At 48.5% G+C, this 22,241-nt stretch carries 17 protein-coding genes and 1 pseudogene; 8 read left to right on the plus strand and 10 right to left on the minus strand.

Translation table 11 applies throughout. The annotated features are described in order from the left end of the window. Window positions 1–424 precede the first annotated feature (424 nt). From QF049_RS17925 to QF049_RS17940, 4 genes are all read left to right on the plus strand, one after another. Window positions 425–2,116, plus strand: a complete 1,692-nt coding sequence (locus QF049_RS17925; protein ID WP_307539362.1) for an AraC family transcriptional regulator — start codon at window positions 425–427, stop codon at window positions 2,114–2,116. Between the two features lie 139 nt (window positions 2,117–2,255). Beyond that, window positions 2,256–3,329: a FecCD family ABC transporter permease gene (locus QF049_RS17930; protein WP_307539364.1), complete on the plus strand. Its 1,074-nt coding sequence runs from the start codon at window positions 2,256–2,258 to the stop codon at window positions 3,327–3,329. Between the two features lie 2 nt (window positions 3,330–3,331). Beyond that, entirely contained in the window at window positions 3,332–4,348 is a 1,017-nt protein-coding gene (locus QF049_RS17935) for a FecCD family ABC transporter permease (RefSeq protein ID WP_307539366.1), read from the plus strand. Window positions 4,349–4,408: 60 nt separating this feature from the next. Continuing rightward, window positions 4,409–5,356, plus strand: a complete 948-nt coding sequence (locus tag QF049_RS17940) for an iron-hydroxamate ABC transporter substrate-binding protein (RefSeq protein WP_307539368.1) — start codon at window positions 4,409–4,411, stop codon at window positions 5,354–5,356. Between the two features lie 173 nt (window positions 5,357–5,529). Here the strand turns inward: QF049_RS17940 and QF049_RS17945 are convergent, their stop codons facing one another. The 4 genes from QF049_RS17945 to QF049_RS17960 all read right to left on the minus strand — a co-directional run bounded on the left by QF049_RS17945 (window position 5,530) and on the right by QF049_RS17960 (window position 8,507). After that, window positions 5,530–5,952, minus strand: a complete 423-nt coding sequence (locus tag QF049_RS17945; RefSeq protein WP_307539370.1) for a macro domain-containing protein — start codon at window positions 5,950–5,952, stop codon at window positions 5,530–5,532. Window positions 5,953–6,007: 55 nt separating this feature from the next. Further along, entirely contained in the window at window positions 6,008–6,880 is an 873-nt protein-coding gene (locus tag QF049_RS17950) for a TIGR02452 family protein (RefSeq protein ID WP_307543307.1), read from the minus strand. Window positions 6,881–6,992: 112 nt separating this feature from the next. Continuing rightward, window positions 6,993–7,478: a riboflavin biosynthesis intermediates N-glycosidase gene (locus QF049_RS17955; RefSeq protein WP_307539372.1), complete on the minus strand. Its 486-nt coding sequence runs from the start codon at window positions 7,476–7,478 to the stop codon at window positions 6,993–6,995. Between the two features lie 90 nt (window positions 7,479–7,568). After that, the gene (locus QF049_RS17960) at window positions 7,569–8,507 is read right to left on the minus strand and encodes an NUDIX hydrolase (RefSeq protein WP_307539374.1); all 939 of its coding nucleotides are present in this window, start codon (window positions 8,505–8,507) and stop codon (window positions 7,569–7,571) included. A gap of 216 nt (window positions 8,508–8,723) precedes the next feature. Here QF049_RS17960 and QF049_RS17965 point away from each other — a divergent pair, with 216 nt between their 5' ends. The 3 genes and pseudogenes from QF049_RS17965 to QF049_RS17975 all read left to right on the plus strand — a co-directional run bounded on the left by QF049_RS17965 (window position 8,724) and on the right by QF049_RS17975 (window position 12,872). Next, window positions 8,724–9,158: a MarR family winged helix-turn-helix transcriptional regulator gene (locus QF049_RS17965; protein ID WP_307539376.1), complete on the plus strand. Its 435-nt coding sequence runs from the start codon at window positions 8,724–8,726 to the stop codon at window positions 9,156–9,158. A gap of 103 nt (window positions 9,159–9,261) precedes the next feature. After that, complete coding sequence (locus QF049_RS17970; RefSeq protein ID WP_307539378.1) at window positions 9,262–11,046, plus strand: ABC transporter ATP-binding protein; 1,785 nt, start codon at window positions 9,262–9,264, stop codon at window positions 11,044–11,046. Then, window positions 11,030–12,872: pseudogene (locus tag QF049_RS17975) on the plus strand (ABC transporter ATP-binding protein). The gene QF049_RS17970 and the pseudogene QF049_RS17975 overlap by 17 nt, the downstream one beginning before the upstream one ends. 137 nt (window positions 12,873–13,009) lie before the next feature. Here QF049_RS17975 and QF049_RS17980 read toward each other — a convergent pair. Further along, window positions 13,010–14,560: an ATP-binding protein gene (locus QF049_RS17980; RefSeq protein ID WP_307539380.1), complete on the minus strand. Its 1,551-nt coding sequence runs from the start codon at window positions 14,558–14,560 to the stop codon at window positions 13,010–13,012. A gap of 272 nt (window positions 14,561–14,832) precedes the next feature. On the opposite strand from QF049_RS17980, the gene QF049_RS17985 reads away from it, so the two are divergent. Next, window positions 14,833–15,168, plus strand: a complete 336-nt coding sequence (locus tag QF049_RS17985) for a hypothetical protein (protein ID WP_091034259.1) — start codon at window positions 14,833–14,835, stop codon at window positions 15,166–15,168. Window positions 15,169–15,448: 280 nt separating this feature from the next. On the opposite strand, the gene mglC is transcribed toward QF049_RS17985, so the two are convergent. From mglC to QF049_RS18010, 5 genes are all read right to left on the minus strand, one after another. Then, complete coding sequence (mglC, locus tag QF049_RS17990) at window positions 15,449–16,468, minus strand: galactose/methyl galactoside ABC transporter permease MglC (protein WP_076214373.1); 1,020 nt, start codon at window positions 16,466–16,468, stop codon at window positions 15,449–15,451. Between the two features lie 15 nt (window positions 16,469–16,483). Next, window positions 16,484–17,989 (minus strand): sugar ABC transporter ATP-binding protein, encoded by a 1,506-nt coding sequence (locus QF049_RS17995; RefSeq protein ID WP_307539384.1) that lies wholly within the window; start codon window positions 17,987–17,989, stop codon window positions 16,484–16,486. Between the two features lie 74 nt (window positions 17,990–18,063). Further along, complete coding sequence (locus tag QF049_RS18000) at window positions 18,064–19,125, minus strand: galactose ABC transporter substrate-binding protein (RefSeq protein ID WP_036606548.1); 1,062 nt, start codon at window positions 19,123–19,125, stop codon at window positions 18,064–18,066. A gap of 162 nt (window positions 19,126–19,287) precedes the next feature. Beyond that, window positions 19,288–20,460 carry a substrate-binding domain-containing protein gene (locus tag QF049_RS18005; protein ID WP_307539386.1) on the minus strand — a complete coding sequence of 391 codons (1,173 nt, stop codon included), beginning with the start codon at window positions 20,458–20,460 and terminating at the stop codon, window positions 19,288–19,290. Then, window positions 20,438–22,234: a cache domain-containing sensor histidine kinase gene (locus tag QF049_RS18010; RefSeq protein ID WP_307543309.1), complete on the minus strand. Its 1,797-nt coding sequence runs from the start codon at window positions 22,232–22,234 to the stop codon at window positions 20,438–20,440. The genes QF049_RS18005 and QF049_RS18010 overlap by 23 nt, the downstream gene beginning before the upstream one ends. Between the last annotated feature and the right edge of the window lie 7 nt (window positions 22,235–22,241).

A 22,241-nucleotide genomic window follows, 5' to 3' on the forward strand; every position in this document is an offset into this window, starting at 1 on the left:
TCCCCTTTATTTTACCAAAAAGAATCGCTTACGTCAGAAAACGATTTCGAATATATGCTCTCAGTAGACTTCAAGCTCATCAGGGCCTCGAACATATCTGTGTACATTTCAATTCTCCAGTAGATTTGCTAAGATTATCAGCAGACTAGGGCCAAGAAGTCTTGTCCTTAAGCATACTTGTAACTAGCGACAATCTTGTTAAACTATCGATCACATCTGATAAAGGGATCATATACCCTGTGCTATTCATAAAACATCTGACTATACTGCAAACGCGCTTTTGACAAGACAGCCAGTAATCATAACATCATGCGAAACGCATCAATAGACGTTCAAGAAAGACCTTCAGGTCCGAGAAAATATGGTACGTTCCAGATTCAATTATTACCTGAACTGTTCATAAGAGAGGAGGCCGCATATCACCATGACTACCATCCCCGGTACCGCCCACAGCGGTATGAATCCACACCTGTTGCATCAGCAGACAAGTCTCAATGCAGAAAAGGAATCCTCAACCCGAGCAGGCCTGAATGCATTCCTGAATGATACCCTGCTCGAACTTCGTCAGGCAGAACATATCATAACCCGTGGGAAATGGCGCTGGTCCACTACTGAACTTGCTCATCATACCTTCATATATATGCACAAATTCACAGGCCAACTGATCATGAATGGGACCGAATCCCTCGTGGTTCGCAAATCAGCTTGTCTGTCCCTACCAGGAACTGCAATTGAACTGATTAGTGATGATGACCATGATATTGAACTGTATATGATTCACTTTGATCTGTATCGGGCTACGGAGAAAACAAAAGCCAGACGTATCTACGAACGTGAGCTCAGTTCACCTGTTACAGGCTGGATTCAGGGCCCCTTTTACGGTATACAGCGCATTGCCGCACAGCTTACACAATTAAGCAATGAAGGTTTGGAAACAGGCTTGAAAGCACAGCTCCTCCTGACGGAACTGTTACATATGCTCTGGCCTCAAGAAGACCAGACTGACGTAGGGGCTGGGCAGGATGAACCCGAACAGTGGCTCAGGTCCACCCTGCAATACATGCGCGAAAACTATATGCACGAGATCAAGCTGGAAAAGCTGGCTGAACTGGCTGACATGCACCCGTCCTATTACTCACAGCTATTCAAGAGCCGCATGCAGAAGAATCCGATTGAATACATCACTCATCTGCGCATGAACCGGGCCAAGGAATTGCTGCTCACTTCCGATCTGCGTATCCGTGATGTGGCTCGTGAAGTGGGTTACCGTGACGAATTCTATTTCAGCCGGCGTTTCCGGAACCATGCTGGCTATGCTCCCACTTCTTATGCGAAGCAGGTCCACCGGAACATCGTTTCGCTCTCCTATCCATACACGGACCACCTGATGACACTTGGCGTCACGCCATGCGCAGCTCAGATCCAGGGTCACCTGCCTCATCTGCCAAAATCGCTGGCACTGCCCTTCCACGCTTATGAACCGTGGGAACAGGGACGTCAGGCTTTCCTCGATGTGAATCCTGATTTGATTCTGACCAAGGACAATGCCACTGCAAAAGCCATGGAGCATATTGGCGATGTCGCTCCCATCATCACCATTCCCTGGAACCATACAGACGTCTTTGGTCATCTGCATCAGATTGCCTCCATTGTGGATCGTACCCAAGCCGCGACAGATTGGCTCGATCGACATGAACGCAAGGCAGAGCGTGCACGCAAAAAAATCAAGGAATTCGTCGGGGATATTACCGTTGCCGTTGGCACGTTAACTCCTAAAGGTCCACGGATGTACAGCCATCGGAACTTTGGACATGTTTTTTATCGAACTTTGCAATTGGCCGCTCCTCAGCGTATTCAGACCGAACTGGCTGGCAAATCTCCCGGCGTTGGATTCAACTGGCTGCCCTTCACACCAGGAGAATGGGACGGACTGGAGGCAGATGTGCTGGTACTGGCGATTAATTCTATGCATGAAAAGGCAACACTGTTGAAAGAGATGGCTTCGAATCCACTGTGGAACAGTCATCCTGCGGTAAAAAAACGGACGTGTACATCTCATCGACTGGAACTCATGGGTCGTATATGCTCCATATTCCATCAACATCCAGCTCGATGAAGCGCTCTCTATGTTGACGAACAAACCTTCACTTCTGTAATCTAAAAAATGTCCATCTCCAGAATCTTAATTTATGCCATGTACGGGCCTGAATTAAGATTCTATAATGATCACTAATTGATAATGATAATCAATAACAATGAAATGCGTTGTTGGTACCAAAGGAGTGACCCGTATTCAACATCCGGGACTGCCACATCGTCCGTCTAATTCAAGAAAATCTGCAGTGACCGTTGGGCTGACGTTTTTGTCTGCCGTAGCCATACTGCTGCTAAGTATGTTTGTCGCAATCTCTTTAGGTGCCAAAGGGCTAACGCTGGAAACCGTATGGGCTGCCATATTTCAGTACAACCCAGCTTTGACACCACATCAGATTATTCATGAACTGCGGCTGCCTCGTGTCCTTGCCGCGGTTATTATCGGTGCTGCCTTTGCCGTTGCAGGAGCTTTAATGCAAGGTATTACGCGTAATCCGCTGGCAGACACGGGCATTCTGGGCATCAATGCTGGAGCCACTTTTGTCGTAGCACTGAGCTTTGCCTTTTGGCCCGGACTGCCGTACGGCTGGATTATGTTTTTATCATTCGTGGGGGCTGTTCTCGGCACACTGCTTATCTTCCTGCTTGGAATGGCAGCACCTGGTGGTCTGAATTCCATCAGACTGACCGTTGCCGGAGCCGTTATTGCAGCCATGTTAACCTCGCTCAGCACAGGCGTTGCCATTTATTTTGACCTGAGTCAGGATCTGGCCTTCTGGTATGCGGGTGGTTTTGGCGGAATAGAATGGCGGCATCTGAAGTTGATTCTTCCCGTACTGCTCGTGACGCTGGTGCTGATTATGCCACTCGCTCGGCGTGTATCCCTTATGTCACTCGGTGAAGAAGTCGCGATTAATCTCGGGATCAACCTGCGCTGGACGAGGTTTCTCGCCCTCGCAGCAGTTGTTGTGCTTGCTGGTGTGTCCGTGTCGGCAGTAGGCTCGATTGGATTTGTCGGACTGGTCATCCCTCATATCTCCCGCAAACTGGTGGGTGTGGATTATCGACTCATCATTCCGATGTCTTCTCTGCTTGGAGCGATATTACTGGTGCTCGCCGATCTGGGCTCACGCATCGTGAACCCGCCCGAGGAGCTCGCGGTAGGCATTATGGTCGCTTTTGTCGGTGTACCGTTCTTCCTCTATCTGGCCCGTAAAGAAAGGAGGGCCTTGTAGCGATGAATTTTAATACACCTTCACGAGGTAAACGTTCGATAGTCGTCAGTATCACACTGCTCTGCATCGCCATTGCCGTTATTGTGATCAGCCTGAACATGGGAACCATTCGTCTCTCCCCAATGGCTGTGTTACAGACTTTGTTTGGTAATGGCAGTTCGGATGATCAGATTGTTCTGTTTGATTACCGACTGCCTCGCATCCTGGTCACTGTACTGGCTGGAGCGGGACTTGGTATTGCCGGAGCAGCCCTGCAAGGTATCACCCGCAATCCACTGGCGGACCCGGGCATTCTGGGATTACATGCAGGGGCAGCGTTTGGACTCATGGTGTTTGTTAGTCTCTCCTTTACGATGGATGGCTCTGTAGCCTTGCTGATTCCGTTGTTTGCTTTTGCAGGCAGTGTTGCCGCCGCCCTGATCATCATGCTGCTATCTTATGATCGCCATAACGGCGTATCACCCATTAAGCTGATTCTGGTGGGAATCGCGGTAGCGGCCGGGTTTCATGCGTTGACCCTCTACCTATCCCTGCGTCTGGATGAAGACACCTATTCCTTTGTCGCACGCTGGCTCGCAGGAAGCGTCTGGGGCCGGGACTGGATTCATGTGCAAGCGTTGCTTCCTTGGGTGGTGTTATGTATCTCGTACATTTGGAGTCGATCCAAAACGCTCGATGCCTTTAATCTTGGAGATGCTGCCGCAACCAGCATTGGGACGCCTGTTCGATCCCAGCGTGTTATTTTGCTGCTCTGTGCCGTGGCTTTGTCTGCAGTCAGTGTATCAATGGCTGGTGGAATCGGCTTTATCGGTCTGGCAGCGCCGCATCTGGCACGCAGGCTTGTCGGTCCGATGCATCGGCATCTGATCCCTGCCGCCGGGCTCATCGGTATGGTTATTCTGGTGACCGCCGATACGATCGGGCGAACGATATTTCAGCCTAATGCCATTCCCGCAGGTGTGGTGGTTGCTGCGATTGGTGCACCTTACTTTTTGTACCTTTTAGTACGAAGCAAGTGATCTTTTTTTCAAAAAACAATAATGACATCCAAGAGATGTTCAAGGAGAATGTGACTACCTATGTTAAAGAAAAATCTTATGCTTGTCCTGAGTATCTGTCTGGTGCTTGTACTCGCTGCCTGTGGAACGGCCAAGACTTCACCATCTGCTTCTGGCGGTTCGTCCACGGATACTTCAACCAAGAATCAGGACAACAGTGCAAGTTCAGGAGAGCCACGTATTGCCTCCATGTCGATCCATCTGACCAATGATCTGCTATCTCTCGGGATTACGCCGGTTGGTTCTGTTATCGGTGGCGAAGCCAAAGGTTTCCTGTCCCACGTTGCTGATCGCCTTCAAAACACAACGCCACTTGGTCCGGTTAAAGACCCGGATATGGAAGCTTTGCTTGCCCTGAAACCCGATGTGATCTATCTGGACGAAGAATTCTCCGGTGGTGATATTGCCAAATTCGAAAAAATTGCTCCGGTGCATGTCTTCAATCTGGATGACGGTACATGGCGTGACCATCTGAAAGACATTGGCAAACTCGTGAATCGCGAGAAGGAAGCCGAGCAATACATTCAGGACTACGCAACCGAAACGGAAGAAGTGAAGTCCCTCATTAACGACACTATCGGTGATGGTACAGTAATGGCAATCCGTGTTACTGCCAAAGAATTACGTGTGTTCAGTACACGCCGTCCCATGGGTCCCATTTTGTATGAGGATCTCGGTCTGACGCCTGCCAAAGGGATTACGGATATCGATTCAACTAAACCGTACCAGGTCGTCTCTCGTGAAATATTGCCGGACTATGATGCAGATGCGATCTTTGTGGTTGTGAATTCGGATGATGAAGCTCAGACCATGTTTAAGGAACTGGAGAACAATCCGATCTGGCAAGGTCTGAAAGCAGTCAAAGCCGGTTACGTCTACCCGATTGGGGCACAACCTTGGCTTGATTACTCATCTATCGGTAATAAAATGGCCATGGATGAAGCCAAAGAAATGTTCTCCAAAAAATAGAGTGTCCGATACATCTGATACCCATCATTTATAAAAACAACAAAAAACCCCACCTTTGAAATCGGAACAGCGTTAGTATGAATCATACTTACACTCTATTCCCCTCAAAGCTGAGGTTTTTTTGCTTTGGATCTGCCACCAAGCTGCAGTCCATCCTCTTCCACCAAGTGCGCTCACAGTGCACAGACAATGATCTCAACATCCGTATCGGCAAAAGCTTCCTGGATAATCGGACTGACCTTCTCCCATTTCAGCCTGTCCAACCCGCATCCTATTCGGGGCATAGCCAGCTTAGTGATGCCTTCCATCACACATACGTCCCGCATGGATTCTAGCGCATTAGTCAACGATTGGTACGTAGGCTTATTGGAGAACTTTGCCTTGGTGACCAGATTCAGCGTCCGTCCTACCGGATAACATCGTCCAATCTCAAGTGGCTCTTGTTTGGCCTGTTCTTGAAGATTCTCCAAACCGAATCGCTCGCGGAACTGTACGGCAATGCCCTTGCCCATCCTTGCATCAGATGATATGCAGTGCGCAAGCATGTACTCATCTCCCAGATCAAATAAATCCTGTTGTCTCTCATGGAACTGCATGGCATTCATCTCCTTAATCAAGCGCGCTCATTCAATCTATATCCCATATTTTTTATTAGGCCTCTGCCAAAAAACGTTGAAATGCCTTTAATGTTCGCTGACCTGCGGATCGATCATATACAGCAAATACAATTCGTTCAAAGGAATCCTTATATGCCTCTCCCACTAACACATCATGAAAATACTTCGCCACCACTGCCGGTTCATTACGAAATACGCCGCAACCGTACGCACCCAGAACAATCGTGCGGTGACCATTCGCAACAGCCACGTCCAGAATATAACAGATGCGTTCCTTCATCACCGACTCAATCTGTAGATCATCCGCTTCTCCACGCTCTTTCACCACACCCGCATTCACCGCCGGCGCAGTAATGAATGATGATACATAAAATTTGTCCAGCAGTCGGTCTTCATCATCACGGATTACCGGAACACGAGGTGAATAGATCATATAATCCGAATAGAGAGCCGATCGCTGTTTGCGATTGTACTCGTACATTTCATCCATCTGGGCGATGCACGGGTATAGTCCTGTCGCTCGGGCCAGACTCTCTTCCTGTGCCTGACTTCCGCCAAGGAAGCCACCGCCAGGATTTTTCGCCGATGCAAAGTTTAGACAGACCACATCTTCTCTTCCTTCAGCTATCGTCAAACGTGAAGCGGCTCCAAGTGTAGTCTCGCCAGTAACTTCAATGCGACCCAATGCAGCTTCAACTTCAGATGATGGGGCCGCGGGTTGAATTCCAACGTGAGCTTCTGTACGACGCTTTTCTCTGAGCGCGGACAATTCTGCTGGACGGTATAAGACCGAATTTCGGATCGCTTGCTGCACATCGTTACCCATCTCAACCTTGCGATCATAACCATTTACATATTGCCCATCATCCAAAATAGCCAACGTCTGCTGTGCGATATTAGCCCTCATGGAACGTGAGTTGGAGCCAGCATTACCAGTTGATCTATCGAGTTTACTGTTGTTGCTATAACGCCCACTGCTATTTTTGTTATTGCTGCTATTGTTCTTATACTGTTGATCGTCACTCATCTGAATCACTTCCTATATCTTCTCTTAGACGGGTAAGAATCTCACCCAGCCAGTTGGTTCCCCGCCATGTTCTTCTATTCCGAATACGCGGGTCTTCCTCTGCCAGTCCCACACCCCAAATGCGATCATCCGGACTTGCTTCCACAAGGGTCGTTCCACGAGTGGCGCGCAGCGCGGTTAGCAGTTCTTCGTTTTGTGTAAATTTGGCCAAATTGCCCTCGTAAACGATGCGCTGGCACTCAGCTTCCCATACCATCTGGTTGAAGCCCATGACCTGTCTGCCCAGCTTTTTTTGTACCGAAGCAGAGCTTGCCTTCAGAATCTTGTCTGCGATGGTATGATCGCCAAACAGCAGTGCTTTCTGGTGCATCATGTATTGCTCCGCACTTGTGTAGTGAACCCCGTTCACAGTAAAATCCGCCGGGTGCCACTGCGAGAACGGAGATACAGTCCGCCAGAAAAACGTAAACTTTTCCATCCATATCCCCTCTTTACTTGTTCCTCATGTATGCAGCGATCCCGCCCATGGCTTGAATCACTTCTCCTATTTCATTGATGCTTCCCCTTTTCAGGGTGTCTGCCTCTCTGGGTTCAATCTGTATAAACGTGATGGTCGATGACCGGCACTGCTCGCATACTCTCCCGTCTCAATGACCCAATCGGCGATTTTACGCCGGAAAGCGGCAGCCAGCAGTTTTTTGCCACTGATGATCTCATGTACTTTCTGAAGTGCAGTCAGCGTAAACGTCTCCGGCATCAGATTAAATGCAATATCCGTGTACTCGATCTTGGATCGCAGACGTTCAAGTGCATAATGAATGATTTTGGCATGATCAAATGCAATCCCCTGAACCTCACCCAACGTCAAACGATGGCTCCGCACTTTTCCTTCTATTGTTTCTTTCGTCTCAACAATTGCCGATAACTCTTCTGTTCCATTGGTCAAAATCAACTGCAATCTGCGTTCTGTCACACGTCCACGCTCATGGATATGGCGCTTCTCTTCCAGAAGCCGCTGCTCCACCCGAAACCAATTGGCCTCACTGGCATCATCACCAGCCTGAAGTTCCAGCTCGCTGCTATCGACCAGCGCCATATAGGAACAGCTGATGACCCGTGTACGCGGATCTCGCTCCACATCTCCCCAGGTGTACAGTTGCTCCAGATAAATATCATCCAGCCCCGTCTCCGTCAGCAATTCCCGCCGAGCAGCATCTTCCAATGATTCCTGCATGGAGACAAATCCGCCCGGTAATGCCCACTGTCCCAGATAGGGATGGCCGCCCCGCCGGATTAGCAGTAACTGGAGTTCGGGTTCCGCGAGCTTGCGATAATTCTCCTGAGCTTCACTGCGGATCGTAAATACCAACATGTCCACGGTGACGGAAGGACGTTCGTAATCACCAGCATTATACGTTTCCAGAAACTGTTGTTCACTGATATGTACCTTATCCTGATGCTCCCGGTAATCGGGGAATTTTCCTCCAGAGGAACCTTCGTTAGTCATAATATACAGACTCCATTCTGTTATTAACACTTTGTTATTAACAATTAGATAATATCAATTTATCACATCGTTTTATCTCAGGTCAATATTTCCAGTCCAAAATAAATGATCTGTATTCACTTGACGATATGTCAAATCAAACTTAAAATTTAGTTAGTCGACTAACTAAATGAGCATATTCAAAAAGTCTAAAAGGATATGAATGGAGCGGATGATATGAACCCAGTCCACAATGAGCGTTTGATGGGACAGCTATCCGAGCTCGTGAAACTGAAACGTTACAAGGTTCATGAGAAACTTGTGAACCACCCCGAGTTATACCCGGGGCAGCCCCCTTTGCTGTTCCAGCTTGAACGGGAAGATGGCCAATCCCAGAAAAACCTGGCCGAACAACTTCAGCGCAGTCCCGCAACGGTAACCGTGATGCTCAAGCGCATGGAAACATCCGGTTATGTGAGACGCGAAGCAGACCCGAAGGATCTGCGCAGTCTGCGGGTATACCTGACGGATCAGGGGCGCTCCGCGCTACAAGAATTGAGAGTAGTGATTCAGGAGTTGGAACAGCAGGCTCAGAAAGATTTCACCCCGGAAGAATTCCGGATCATGTCTCTACTTGCACAGCGTATGCTCCAAAACCTGCGTGAATCCTGAGGTGATGCAAACTCTCAACATCGCTAGCAACAACAGGTTTGAAGCAGCTACAGGTATGATGGAATTGATTCACTTATGCAATTAAAACTGAGGTGATTTCCTATTGTGGACGTTAAAACGATTCTTGACGCCGTATAAGTCAGCGGCGATCATTGCCCCGCTGCTCATGGTACTTGAGGTAACCATGGACCTGCTCCAGCCCAAGCTGATGTCCAGCATCGTGGATGATGGTGTACTTGCAGGGAATCTGTCCCATATCGTAACTACAGGTCTGATCATGTTACTTGTTGCGTTAATCGGCTGGGTTGGCGGCGCAGGCTGTACACTCTATTCAAGCAAAGCTGCCGTTGGATACGGCACGGATCTGCGCCAGGAACTGTTTGACCATATTCAGACCTTCTCCTTCCGTAATCTGGATACGTTTCAGGAAGGATCTCTGATCACTCGTCTGACCAGTGATATTACCCAGATGCAGACCTTTGTGCAGATGCTGCTGCGGATGTTTATCCGTTCGCCAATGCTGATCATCGGTAGTATCATCATGGCGTTTACGATCAGTGTGAAGCTGGCACTCATTCTTATTCTGACTGTACCGGTTCTGTTTATTATTTTATTTATCCTGATAAAAGCATCCTATCCGCTGTTCGCCAGTGTTCAGAGCAAGCTTGATCAGGTCAACGCTGTCCTTCAGGAGAATCTTGCCGGTATCCGTGTCGTCAAGGCGTTTGCACGTGCACGTCTGGAGAAAAAGCGGTTCAAGCAATCCAACGAAGATTACACGACAACCGCCGTCAAAGCCTGGCGAATTGTAACGCTGAATGCACCCGTGCTCAGCTTAATGCTGAACGCTACCATTGTAGCGGTGCTGTGGTACGGAGGTTTCCAGGTAGTAGGAGGCGATATTGCTGCCGGAGATCTGATTGCTTTTATCAACTATGTCACGGTTGTCCTCTCGTCCCTCACGTCGATCGGCATGATGATGATGAGTTTCTCCCGCGCCAAGGTATCTGCCGCCCGAATTAACGAGGTGTTACATACACAGCCGGATATCCAATCGGGAATCGATAACTCCGGTAATATACAGTCACATCAGTCTAAACGTGATCATTCCTCATACCAACCGTCTCCCCTTCCCTCTTACCCAGGAGGTCAAGTGGAGTTCAGAAACGTATCTTTCCGTTATGACGGAGACCATGCACTCTCTGGCATTAACCTAATCGCTCGCCCGGGTGAGAAAGTGGCCCTGATCGGTTCCACAGGTTCAGGCAAAACTTCGCTGGTGCAGCTGATTCCCCGTCTGTATGATGCTTCTCAGGGTGAAGTGCTCGTGAACGGGGTGAACGTTCGCCACTGGGATCTTCAGGATCTTCGCAGCCGTGTATCCATTGTGCTCCAGGAATCCATTCTGTTCAGCGGTAGCATCCGGGATAACATTTGCTTCGGCCGGCCCGGTGCAACGGATGCTGAATTGCGTGCTGCGGCACAAGCTGCGGCAGCGGATGATTTTATTATGAAACTGAAAGACGGGTATGACACGGAACTGGGTCAGCGCGGGGTCAATCTGTCCGGTGGGCAGAAACAACGTATATCCATTGCACGCGCCCTGCTCATGCGACCGGAAGTACTGATTCTGGATGACAGCACCAGTGCTGTGGATCTGCGCACAGAAGCGAGCATTCAGAAGGCTTTGCAGACCTTGATGAAAGACAGCACGACATTTTTGATTGCACAGCGGATCTCTTCCGTAAAGGATGCAGACTGTATATATGTCATTGATGAAGGACAGATCGTTGCCAGGGGCACACATGATGACCTTATGGCTCATTCATCACACTATCAAGCCATCTATTATTCGCAGCAACGTAAGGAGGATGTTCAATTTGGCTAAACCTGCATCTTCCTCCATACAACAAACGGTCGTGCCTCCCATCGGAAGACCCGGACCAGCGGGAAGAGGACCTGTCCCCAAAGTCCGAGCGAAAAATGCTCGCCATGCCCTGATTCGGGTGTGGTCGTATATGGGACGTCATCGCAAAGGAGTTATCGCTGCATTGGTGCTGACGGCTCTCGGAACACTGCTTAATCTGGCAGGACCTTACCTTCTCGGCCGTGCCGTTAACGAACATATCGTGCCCAAAGTAACAGCGGGTTTGCTGAAGGAATGTCTCCTCTTGCTGAGTGTTTATGTCCTTGGCTCACTCCTGATGTGGGCTCAATCCTATGTCATGATTGGTGTCTCCCAACTGACCGTTAAGGATCTGCGACATGCATTATTCTCCCGACTGCAAGAGTTGCCTATCAGTTTTTTTGATAAAAATCAAAGCGGAGACCTGATGAGCCGGGCCACCAATGATATCGATAACGTATCTACAACGTTGAATCAAAGCGTAACCCAATTGATGTCCAGTGCCATCCTGCTCGTTGGTTCCTTGTCGATCATGTTTGCACTCGATGTTCGGCTTACCCTGCTCAGTCTGATAACGGTTCCTTTGATTACCATCGCCACTCGCCTGATCGCGTCAAGAACACGCAAACACTTCACCGCCCAGCAGAAATTACTCGGTGAGCTTAATGGGTATGCTCAGGAAACTATTGCTGGACAAAAAGTCGTAGCGGCTTATAACCGTCAGGATCAAGCACATCAACATTTTCAGAACCTGAACGAGAAACTGCGCACATCCAGCACACAAGCCCAGACTGTTTCGGGTTTGGTTGGACCTACGATGAACGTGATGAACAATATCGGGTTTGCCATACTGGCTTCTGTAGGTGGATGGATGGCTTATCATGATCTGACGTCCATCGGACTGATTGTCAGCTTTCTCGCTTACTCCCGCCAGATCGAGCGGCCGCTCAACGATCTGGCCAATCAGTACAATCTGATTCAGGCTGCAATCGCAGGTGCTGAACGTGTGTTTCACATCATGGATACGCCTGGCGAATATGTGGAGGAACAGAAGAAACAACTGGATCAGATTCAAGGTAAAGTTGTATTTGAAGACGTCTCCTTCGGGTACAGTGCGGAAAGAGACATTCTGAAGAAGGTCAGTTTTACTGCAAAACCTGGTGAGATGATTGCACTTGTTGGCCCCACTGGCGCAGGTAAAACGACCATTATCAACCTTTTACCCCGGTTCTACGAGATTACAGGCGGACGGATTACCATCGATGGATGTGACATCTCGGAACTGGAGAAGGATCAACTCCGTCGGCAACTCGGCATTGTACTTCAGGATGCCTACTTGTTCTCGGGTACCATTCGCGACAATCTCGCCTATGGCAAGCCAGACGCAACCGATGAACAGATTAGGCAAGCTGCTGAGCTGGCGAATGCACATTCGTTCATCCGAAAACTGCCACAGAGCTACGATACCCCCATCATTTTCCGGGGGAAGCAACCTGAGTCAGGGACAACGACAACTGCTGACCATTGCCCGGGCAATTCTTGCTGATCCGGCCATTCTTATTCTGGATGAAGCAACGAGCAGTATTGATACGCGTACAGAGATGAAGATCCAGGAAGCGATGCGCACTTTAATGAAAGACCGCACCAGCTTTGTCATCGCCCACAGACTGAGCACGATTCGTGAAGCCGATCAGATTCTCGTCATTGATGATGGACAGATCGCTGAACGGGGCACCCATGATAAGTTGATGCAGCAACAAGGATTCTATTATCAGTTACATCAGGGACAGCTAAATAAGTCGAACTAAAGTGTGTCTGCATTGCTACTGCACATTAGTTTAATCGAAATACTAAACGCCGCACGGGGTTCTTCAGGACCCATGCGGCGTTTCTATGTTTTTGTCTAATGACTATTTAATTGCTATCTCTGGGTAAGTTATATGATTTACGTCTCCATTGGCAGATGGAGCGTGAAGGTGGAACCCACCCCCATTTCGCTATGGACGGTAATTTTACCATTGTGATCCTGAACGATTTTCTGGCAGAGTGCGAGTCCAAGTCCCGTACCTTCTTCTTTGGTTGTATAAAAGGGATTAAAGATTGTAGATAGCGAATTTTCCGGAATACCGCTTCCTGTATCTGTAATTGAAATAAGTACTACGTCTCCTTCCTGTAACAAATCCATATGAACCTCACCAGGGTCTGTCATTGCTTCAAAAGCGTTACGAATCAGATTGATCAATACCTGCACAATTTTATCCCGATCCATGATGATCACAACTGGCTCATTAGTCATTTCAAGCGTAATTTGATGCCCTCGAGATGCCGCATCTGACTCGGTCAAAGACATCACCCGCTCAAGGCAGTGCCCCAATTGTTCTGGCTTCATATGATTGGCATGTGGTTTGGAAAACTGCAAAAATTCAGCCGTCAGATCGGTTACTCTGGTCACCTCGCCCATAATCACTTCATACCATGGCGCAATATTAAACGCTTGTCCACGTGACAGCTGCAGGAATCCCCGAATTGCGGTAAGCGGGTTCCGAATTTCGTGAGCCATACCCGCGGCCAGTTCACCTACAGCCCTTAGCCTTTCGGAACGAAATACTTCTTCTTCATTTTTCAGCCATTTGCTGCGCTGTTGTTGAAGCAGTCTATCCTCGGCTACCGTCATAAAGTGCTGCAACGAATCCGACATTTCCGGGTATAAAGAGATACTGTAGCTTACCTGGAGTCCTTGAAGCTGCACGGATAGCAATGACGACATTCGTTCTTCCACATCCTGTATCTCCGGCAAAACAACTGCAAATCGGTCTCCTGCATACCGGGATATGCCATAGGCCTCGGTGAAATGATTGCTGATCATCTGGCCTGTACCCGTGATCACGGAACACCAGGGATCTTCTTTTTTAAAGCCGCTAAAGTTATTGACGTTCAAAAGGACAAGCAAAAAAGACCGTTGTTCTTCTACTGTCTTATGTAACACCTCCATGTAACCTTCGTAATTCAACAGTCCGGTAAGCGGATCATGCAGGGTCAGGAACCGATTTTTTTCCCGAAGCCTGCGCTTCTCGACCTCACTGTTGATTAAGGTATGATACAAAAAAATGATAACAACCGAGGTTAACAGGTCAAATAACGAAACCAGCAATGCGTATGCATCTATAGGCACATAGGAAAGGCGAATTACCGTATATTCCAGCATAAACAGCAGTGAAATGGGCAAGGTCTGCGCTACACGCTGTTTGCCCTCGATCATAGAAAGGATGAGCATATAATACAACATGTTGCACCAGTTCAGCTCACTGAAATAATGGAATATTCCGAGAAAAATCCATTGGAACTTTCGCAGTACAGGATATCTTCTCTCCCCATAAATACTTGCTACCAATAAAGTCCCCGAAAGCAACATGATTGCCAAATGAGGGGTAAGCCTTAGAACATAAGAGGACAGAATGACAAGCAAACAGCCCAGTGGGAAAATTACCATTTTCATCGTGTAACTTAGCAAATAGCCTCGCCCCCTTTGACATAAAACTCACATCAAACAACTTATGTACATGTATTATATCGATTATGATTAGCTGATGTTGTCGATTAATGGAGGCTGGTCAAATTCACATGAATGTATAATTTTCGAAGGCAATAGGACATATGATGTAATTGTAATCAACAAAAGTGAAACAATTCCTCTTCGCATATCATTATTGTGGTACAATACATTAATGGATTAATTTAGGATAAATTCTTGGTTATGGAGGATATCACATGACAACACAACGAAAACCACTGGGCTTCGGAACGCTATCTCTGCTTGTACTGACGATGGGCCTTGCCTTTAACTTTCCATGGGGCAAAGCAAATTTTATGATCAGTCATTATCTTTTAAACTTAATAAACATACCTATTTATAGCAATGGAACTCAAGGACTTCACATTCCATTTGTAGTAGCAGCCCTCTTCTGGATTCCAGCCTTCTTGATTGCCAAAAAATATCGTGCGCATTTCGGTACGAGTGTATCTTATAACGTCGCCGGATTCATGTTGCTCTTATGCATCATTGGACCAGTTATCCCCGTTATCGATTGGATGGTCAATGGTTAAACAATTAAAGCCAGCTCTCTATATATCCCGAGGGCTGGCTTCTTTGCTGCTTTTTCCATATAAGATGAATGAAATTTTTACACGATATCGTAGAGGACAGAACCATTCTGAAGAAGCGAGAGCGTTCGCCTAAAGCTTTCTAGGAGAAAGCTACATCGGAAGCATACGCTTATCCCCGGATTTTCACTTCTTTAGAAGGGAATCAAAAAATCCGGGGATAACAGCGATCGGAAGGTTGTTCTGTCATCGGAGTGACTGGTGTAACCTCTTGAGGCTCATCTTATTTTTTCGCCATATACTTACGGATGTCAAAAGCCACCGCAGCAACGATGATTAATCCTTTGATAATCAATTGCCAGTACGGACTCACACCGATAAACGTCAGACCATAATTAATGACCCCGAAGATCAGTACACCCGCCATAACTCCAGGTACCGTTCCAATACCACCCGCCGTTGATACGCCACCTACCACACATGCGGCAATCGCATCCAGCTCATACATATTACCGTAATTGTTTGTTGCTCCACCTGTTCGGGCTGCCTCAAGCACACCACCCAGGCCATATAATGCACCCGCAATGGCATACAGGGCAACCAGGTTGCGGGCCACATGAATCCCGGATACATGTGCTGCCTGAATGTTACCGCCGATCGCATACATATTTTTGCCGAGACGTGTTTTGTTAAAGATCACCCAGCAGATTAAAGCCACCGCAATAGCGATAAGGACAATATACGGGATGGAATAACCCCCGCCCAGATCAATGTATCCAGAGCCAATGACGGTAAAATCGGGTCTTAATCCTCCGATCGGCTGTGACTGGTTGGGTTCCGTATCAAAATAGATGGAGTTCAGTCCATACACGGCAACCATTGTACCCAGCGTTGCGATAAAAGGGGGCACATGTAATTTGGCGACAATCAGTCCATTGACCAAACCCACGAATAGACCTGCGGTGATTCCAACCAGAATCGGCAACAACACCGGCAAATGGGGCAGATCGGGGAAGAAGCGGTTCGCATACTCATCAATTTGCAGCATCGATGCCGATACAACAGCCGTCAGACCAACCACCCTTCCCGCAGACAGATCGACCCCACCCGTGACGAGGATAAAGGCTGCACCGAGTGCAATAATGGCCCGTGTGGAGGATTGCTGTAAGATGTCCCGCAGTGTAGAGAAGGCCAGAAAATTCGGATCGGCAATAGCTATACCAATGATGAGCAGAATCAATACGATAAAGATGGCTCGTTGTGTTACATAATTTTTCACTTGATTGATCATCTGTGTGTTCATCTGTTTCCCTCCTGACTAAGCCATCCGCTGCTGTGCGGCCAGCCTCATAATATCCTGCTCTGTTGCCTCGGCTCCGTCCACGATTCCGGTTAGACGCCCTTCGCTCATCACCATAATGCGATCCGACATACCAAGCAGTTCAGGCATCTCCGAACTAATCATAATAATGCTTTTGCCCTGACGAGCCAGTTCCGTAATAATGGTGTAAATCTCGAACTTGGCCCCTACATCGATTCCACGTGTCGGTTCATCCAGCAACAGAATCTCCGGATCGGTCAGCAACCAGCGGGCCAGCAGAACTTTCTGTTGATTACCGCCCGATAGGTTTCGAATCAGCGTGTTAACTGAAGGCGTTTTGGTTCTGAACTTCTGCGTCTGTTCCCGTGCTTCTTCCCGTCCCTTTTTCTCATCCAGCAAGCCCATGCGATTTTGGTAGCGCCCCAGACTGGCAATGATCGTATTCTCATACACCGACAACACGGGGAATATCCCTGTAACCCTTCGTTCTTCCGTGAGCAACGCGATATTATGACGCTTCGCTGCTGCGGGGGAGTTAATCTTCACCTTGCGCCCATGAATCGAAATCGTACCTGAAGCGAGTCCGCGCAGTCCAAACAAGGACTCCATCAGTTCTGTCCGCTGTGCTCCAACCAACCCGCCAATGCCGAGCACTTCACCTTTTCGCAGCTCAAAGGATACATCACAAAACGATTTAGACTGGTTGGATGTCAGACCCTCGGCCTTTAATATCACTTCACCGGGTACGTTGGTCCGTTCCGGGAAACGTTCATCCAGATCACGGCCCACCATGCGTGTAATAATCAGATCGGTCGTTAAATCCGCAGCATCCCAAGTCCCGACAACGAAGCCATCACGCATGATTGTCACTTCATCCGAGATCGTCAGGATCTCCTCCATCTTGTGGGAAATGTAGATTATGGACACACCCCGACTGCGTAGTTCATTAATAATGGCGAAGAGCTGATCCACTTCCTTGCCTGTCAGGGAAGAAGTTGGCTCATCCATGACGATGACTTTGGAATTGAACGAGACTGCCTTGGCGATTTCCATCGATTGAATCTTGGAGACAGACAATGTTCCCGCTTGAGCCTTCGGATCAATATCCAGATTCAGGTCCTTGAACAGAGCCAGTGTATCGGTATACATCCGTTTCTCGTCCACCAGTATTCCCTTCATTGGAAATCGACCCAGCCAAATATTCTCCATCACCGGACGATGCGGGACTGGATTCAGCTCCTGATGAATCATGGATATGCCTTGCTGAAGTGCCGCTTTGGAATTCGGAATATCCACATCCTTTCCTTCGATGCGTATCGTTCCTTCATCCGGATGATACATCCCGAACAGACATTTCATAAGTGTGGATTTGCCCGCTCCATTCTCTCCCATCAAGGCGTGAACCGTCCCCGGCTTCAGTTTCAATGTGACCTGACTTAGTGCCTGCACACCTGGAAATGCTTTCGAAACTCCATTCATCTCCAGCAGGTAAGGTGACTCCATCTTGGTTCCTCCCTTCCATATGACCGGCAAAAAAGGGACGTTACCCGAATGTCGGACGTCCCTGTCTCGTGTTGTTATTGGGCGTCGGCAATGTTGTCTTTGGTAATCTTTTTGTATGCAATCCAGACGTATTTACCATCGGTAATATCGTATTTGGTATTTTCCTTCGTTGGTGTCTCACCTTTGGCAAGTACGGAAGCCAGTGCTACCGTGGCTGCACCCTGATTCTTGGCATCATTGAGCACCGTGCCCAGCATTGTGCCATCCTGTAGAGCCTGAATGGCTGGAGCTGTTGCATCCACACCTACAACCGGCATCGATTTGCCATCCTTGAAGTATCCGGCTGCTTTCAATGCCTCAATGGCCCCTAAGGCCATGTCATCATTGTTTGCAAGAACGGCTTCAATCTTGTCGCCGTGGGATGCCAGGAAAGCTTGCATTTTCTCCTGACCCTTCACGCGGTCCCACATCGCCGTGTCTTCCGCCAGTGCTTCCACTTCGATACCGGCATCCTGGATCGCCTGAACCGAATATTTGGTCCGAAGCTCTGCATCCTGGTGACCCGGTTCCCCTTTCAGCATGACGTATTGCAGTTTGCCATCGCCGTTTTTGTCTGCTTCCGGATGTGCTTTCCAGTAATCTACAATCAGCTGTCCAGAGATCGTACCGGACTCCTCCGCTTTTGCTCCTACGTAGTACACTTTATCCCACTTGTTCATATCTTCAGCCACGGGCTCACGGTTAAGGAATACCACCGGAATGTTCGCTGCCTTGGCCTTGTCAATGATGACACCTGCTGCCGTCCGGTCCACTGGATTCACGGCCATGGCATTGTATTTCTTGGACACAAACAGATCGACCTTCTCGTTCTGGGTTGGCTGTGCATTCTGGCTATCCACAATATCCAGAGTCGCAACACCTTCCGCTGCTGCGGTCATTGCATTACGTACTCCCGTCATGAATGTATCGTCAAATTTGTAGATGGCAACACCAATCTTTGGCGTTTCCGTCCCGGCTGCTGTCTGGCCTCCTGTATCTGTTCCCGTACTTCCACCTGCACTGTCTCCGCCGCTACTACACCCCGCAGCCACAACCATACATGCCGTAATCAACAGTGTCATCCATGTTTTCTTCATATCCTAATGACCTCCCCCAAGTTCATTCGGCTTCACCGATGTCTTTATTATGAAAGGGTTTACATTAAATTCGAATACAATATCTTCACCTGTTCTATCGAAATCTTCCTCAAGTTAACAAACACCGTAATTTCTTCATTCAGCATTCGTCCCGGCACTCGTTCATTGTACAAAAGGAAACAACAGCTTCTGGTTATCCATCCAGAACATATTGTCTGTACTAACCAGCTTGGTCTCAAGTAACACTCTCGCTTGGACCTGTTGATTGTTCAGCCGTGCAATGGCTTGATTCAATCCCAGATAACCTGCACTGTATCCATTCTGGACGATGAGATGATTAAAGACCCCTTCCTGCAATTGCTCCAGTTGCTGTTGTTCACTGCCAAATCCAACAATCCTTACCTTGTCCGCCGATTTGCGTCGATTCAGTTCATCGGCTGCCCCCAGAGAAGCAGGTTCCTGAAGAGTAATGAAGCCATCCACCTTCTGCTGGTCCAGCAATTGCTTCGCAGTCTGCCAACATCCATCCCGTGTATTACATATCGATTTGGGTTCCACTTGAATATCAGGATACTGTACCAAGGCTTCCATAACTCCCTGCTCTCTCTGAATCAGACCAGAATTTAGAGGATCGGGGCCCAATAAGGCAACATGCCCTTTCCCTTCCAGAAGCTCCGCCATAGCCTGGCCGGCCTGTCTTCCCGCCTCAACATTATCCATCGAGATGAAACTGGTGATGCCTTTCACGGGGAATTCATCGTTAAGCACAATGACAGGAACAATGGTTCCATCGGAATTTGTTGTCTGTGCCTCCTGAATGATGTCACTAAGTGCCTTCTCACTTAGGGGATCAACCAATAGAGCTGATGCCCCCTGCTTCAGAGCCGATGCGGCGGCCTCCACTTGAGCCCGCTCTCGCGCACTGCGAGACAACGTTTGGCTGTTGATATTTGCCCGTTTGACCTGCATCTGATTTTCAGCAGAATCCAAAATGGTAGGCGTGTACACATGACCATCGGAAGGGTATGCTTCCACGGTAATCAGTTCGGCTCCACTCTCTTTGGCAGCCGCTTCGGCGCCAAGCCGGATGGCTTCCGCAAGTTCCCCTGTCCCAGCTGGCGTAATCAGCGCGATACGTGGCGGTGATGCCGTAGCATCGGGACTCGATAAGCCACAGGCGCTGCATATGAGCAGACAGCAGCTTGCAGCTGTCAGGGTTACTAAACGACTTTTCCGAATTCCAGAGAAGTTCGCAGCAACCTTTTTCCAAAACGTACGAATATTCAATTCTTTAACTCTATGGTCATCGTTCCTATTCACTTGTTTGTCTGTCATCAGGCTCGCCCTCCTTCTGCTGCGATTGAATGGGAATCCGAATCCAGACCGTGGTACCTTCTTCCAACTCACTTGCAAATTCAAGTCCGTAACCCTCCCCATAATAGAGCCGAATTCGGTCATGGACGTTGCGTACCGCTACGCCGGAGCCTGCACCGCTTTTGACCACAGGACGACCACTTAGTAATCCCGACATCTGTTCTTCCGTCATGCCGACCCCATTATCTGTAATGCGAAACACCAGCTTGTTGTCCTCACAATAAACATCGACCTCAATACTTCCTTCGTCCATGTGGTACTCGATGCCATGAACAATGGCGTTCTCAATCAGGGGTTGAAGCACCAGCTTTAATGTAAGGCATTCCAGGAGCGTCTCATCTGCATTGATGGTAAAGTTGAATTTGCGCTTGAACCTCATCTGCTGAATCGTCAAATAATGCTGCGCATGCTCCAGCTCTTCCCTGATCGTGATAATCGTTTTACCTTGACTAAGACTAATGCGAAACAGGCGCGAGAGTGATGTAATCATCGTAATCACTTCTTCATTGCGACTCATGCCTACCATGCGCACCACGGAATTCAGCGTATTGTACAAAAAATGCGGATTAATCTGGGCCTGCAAAGCTTCCAGCTCCAGACGCCGCTTCTGTTCCTGTTCATGAATGATCTCATCCATCAAGGTGCGAATTTTATTGACCATCAGGTTGAAGCGACGGGATAGTCGTTCCACCTCCAGCGGGCCTTCAATAGGTAACTCCACGTTGAAATCCCCGCGCTCCACCGCCTTCATCTTGCGTTCCATTCGCCGGATCGGACGAGTCAGACTGGAGGATAGGAACAGGGATACAAGGATGACCAGTACCAGTACAACGACCAGTACACGAATGAGATATCCGTTCACTTCCTGACGCGTTGTCATAATCTCATCCAGATAAGCAACACCGACGATTTTCCACCCGATGTTAGCGACTGACTTAACAGTATTCAGCCTTTTCTGTCCATCTGCTTCATCTTCGTAACTGCCGGAAGCCACCAAAGCCTGTTCGATATTCTCGCTTTTGAGTCCCATATACATCAATTGCTGCTGCGGATGGTACACGATATTGCCCGCACTCTCATCGATGATATAGACATATCCCCGTTGCCCCAGACTGACCCGACGGCTCAGTTCATCCATCTGTTTGAAATTGATATCGACCAGCAGGATAACCTGCCGATCCCGACCATTTTGCCGTATCGTTATGCCTTTGCTCATGGAAACGACCCATTTATATGGGCCTGTGTACATGTTCTGAATATGAGGTAACGAGAAACTCAGGTGATCTGGCACACGGAGTGCAGACTGAAACCACCCTTGCTGTGTCACATGGGCGCTGGTTTTTAATTCGGCTGTAGGTCGGTTCTTGAGCAGTTTCCCCGTGGAATCAAGCAGAGTAATCGAGATGATATCTTCACGACTGCTGAGCAGTGTGTCAAGCTGTTTGTCCACCAGTTCCCCTTCCCATTTCCCGTCACGCAGCATGTGCTCCTCAATGGCACGGTACAGATGAGACATACTGCGGACGTAATCCTCCAGGTTATAACTGACCTGATCCACAATCTGTCTCGTCGTCAATTCCGCACTTCGCTCGGCAGCCTGCGTGAACTTGTCATGCAGAAGCATCGCCATGATAGTCAGTACCAGAACGATGAAGACGGAGAAAGACCACGTAATAATAAACCGGATACTGCTGACTCTGGACGAACGCAGCCGGGAGCGTAATTGATTTCCCATGGACTTC

Source organism: Paenibacillus sp. W4I10, assembly GCF_030816325.1.
Taxonomy (GTDB): Bacteria; Bacillota; Bacilli; order Paenibacillales; family Paenibacillaceae; genus Paenibacillus; species Paenibacillus amylolyticus_B.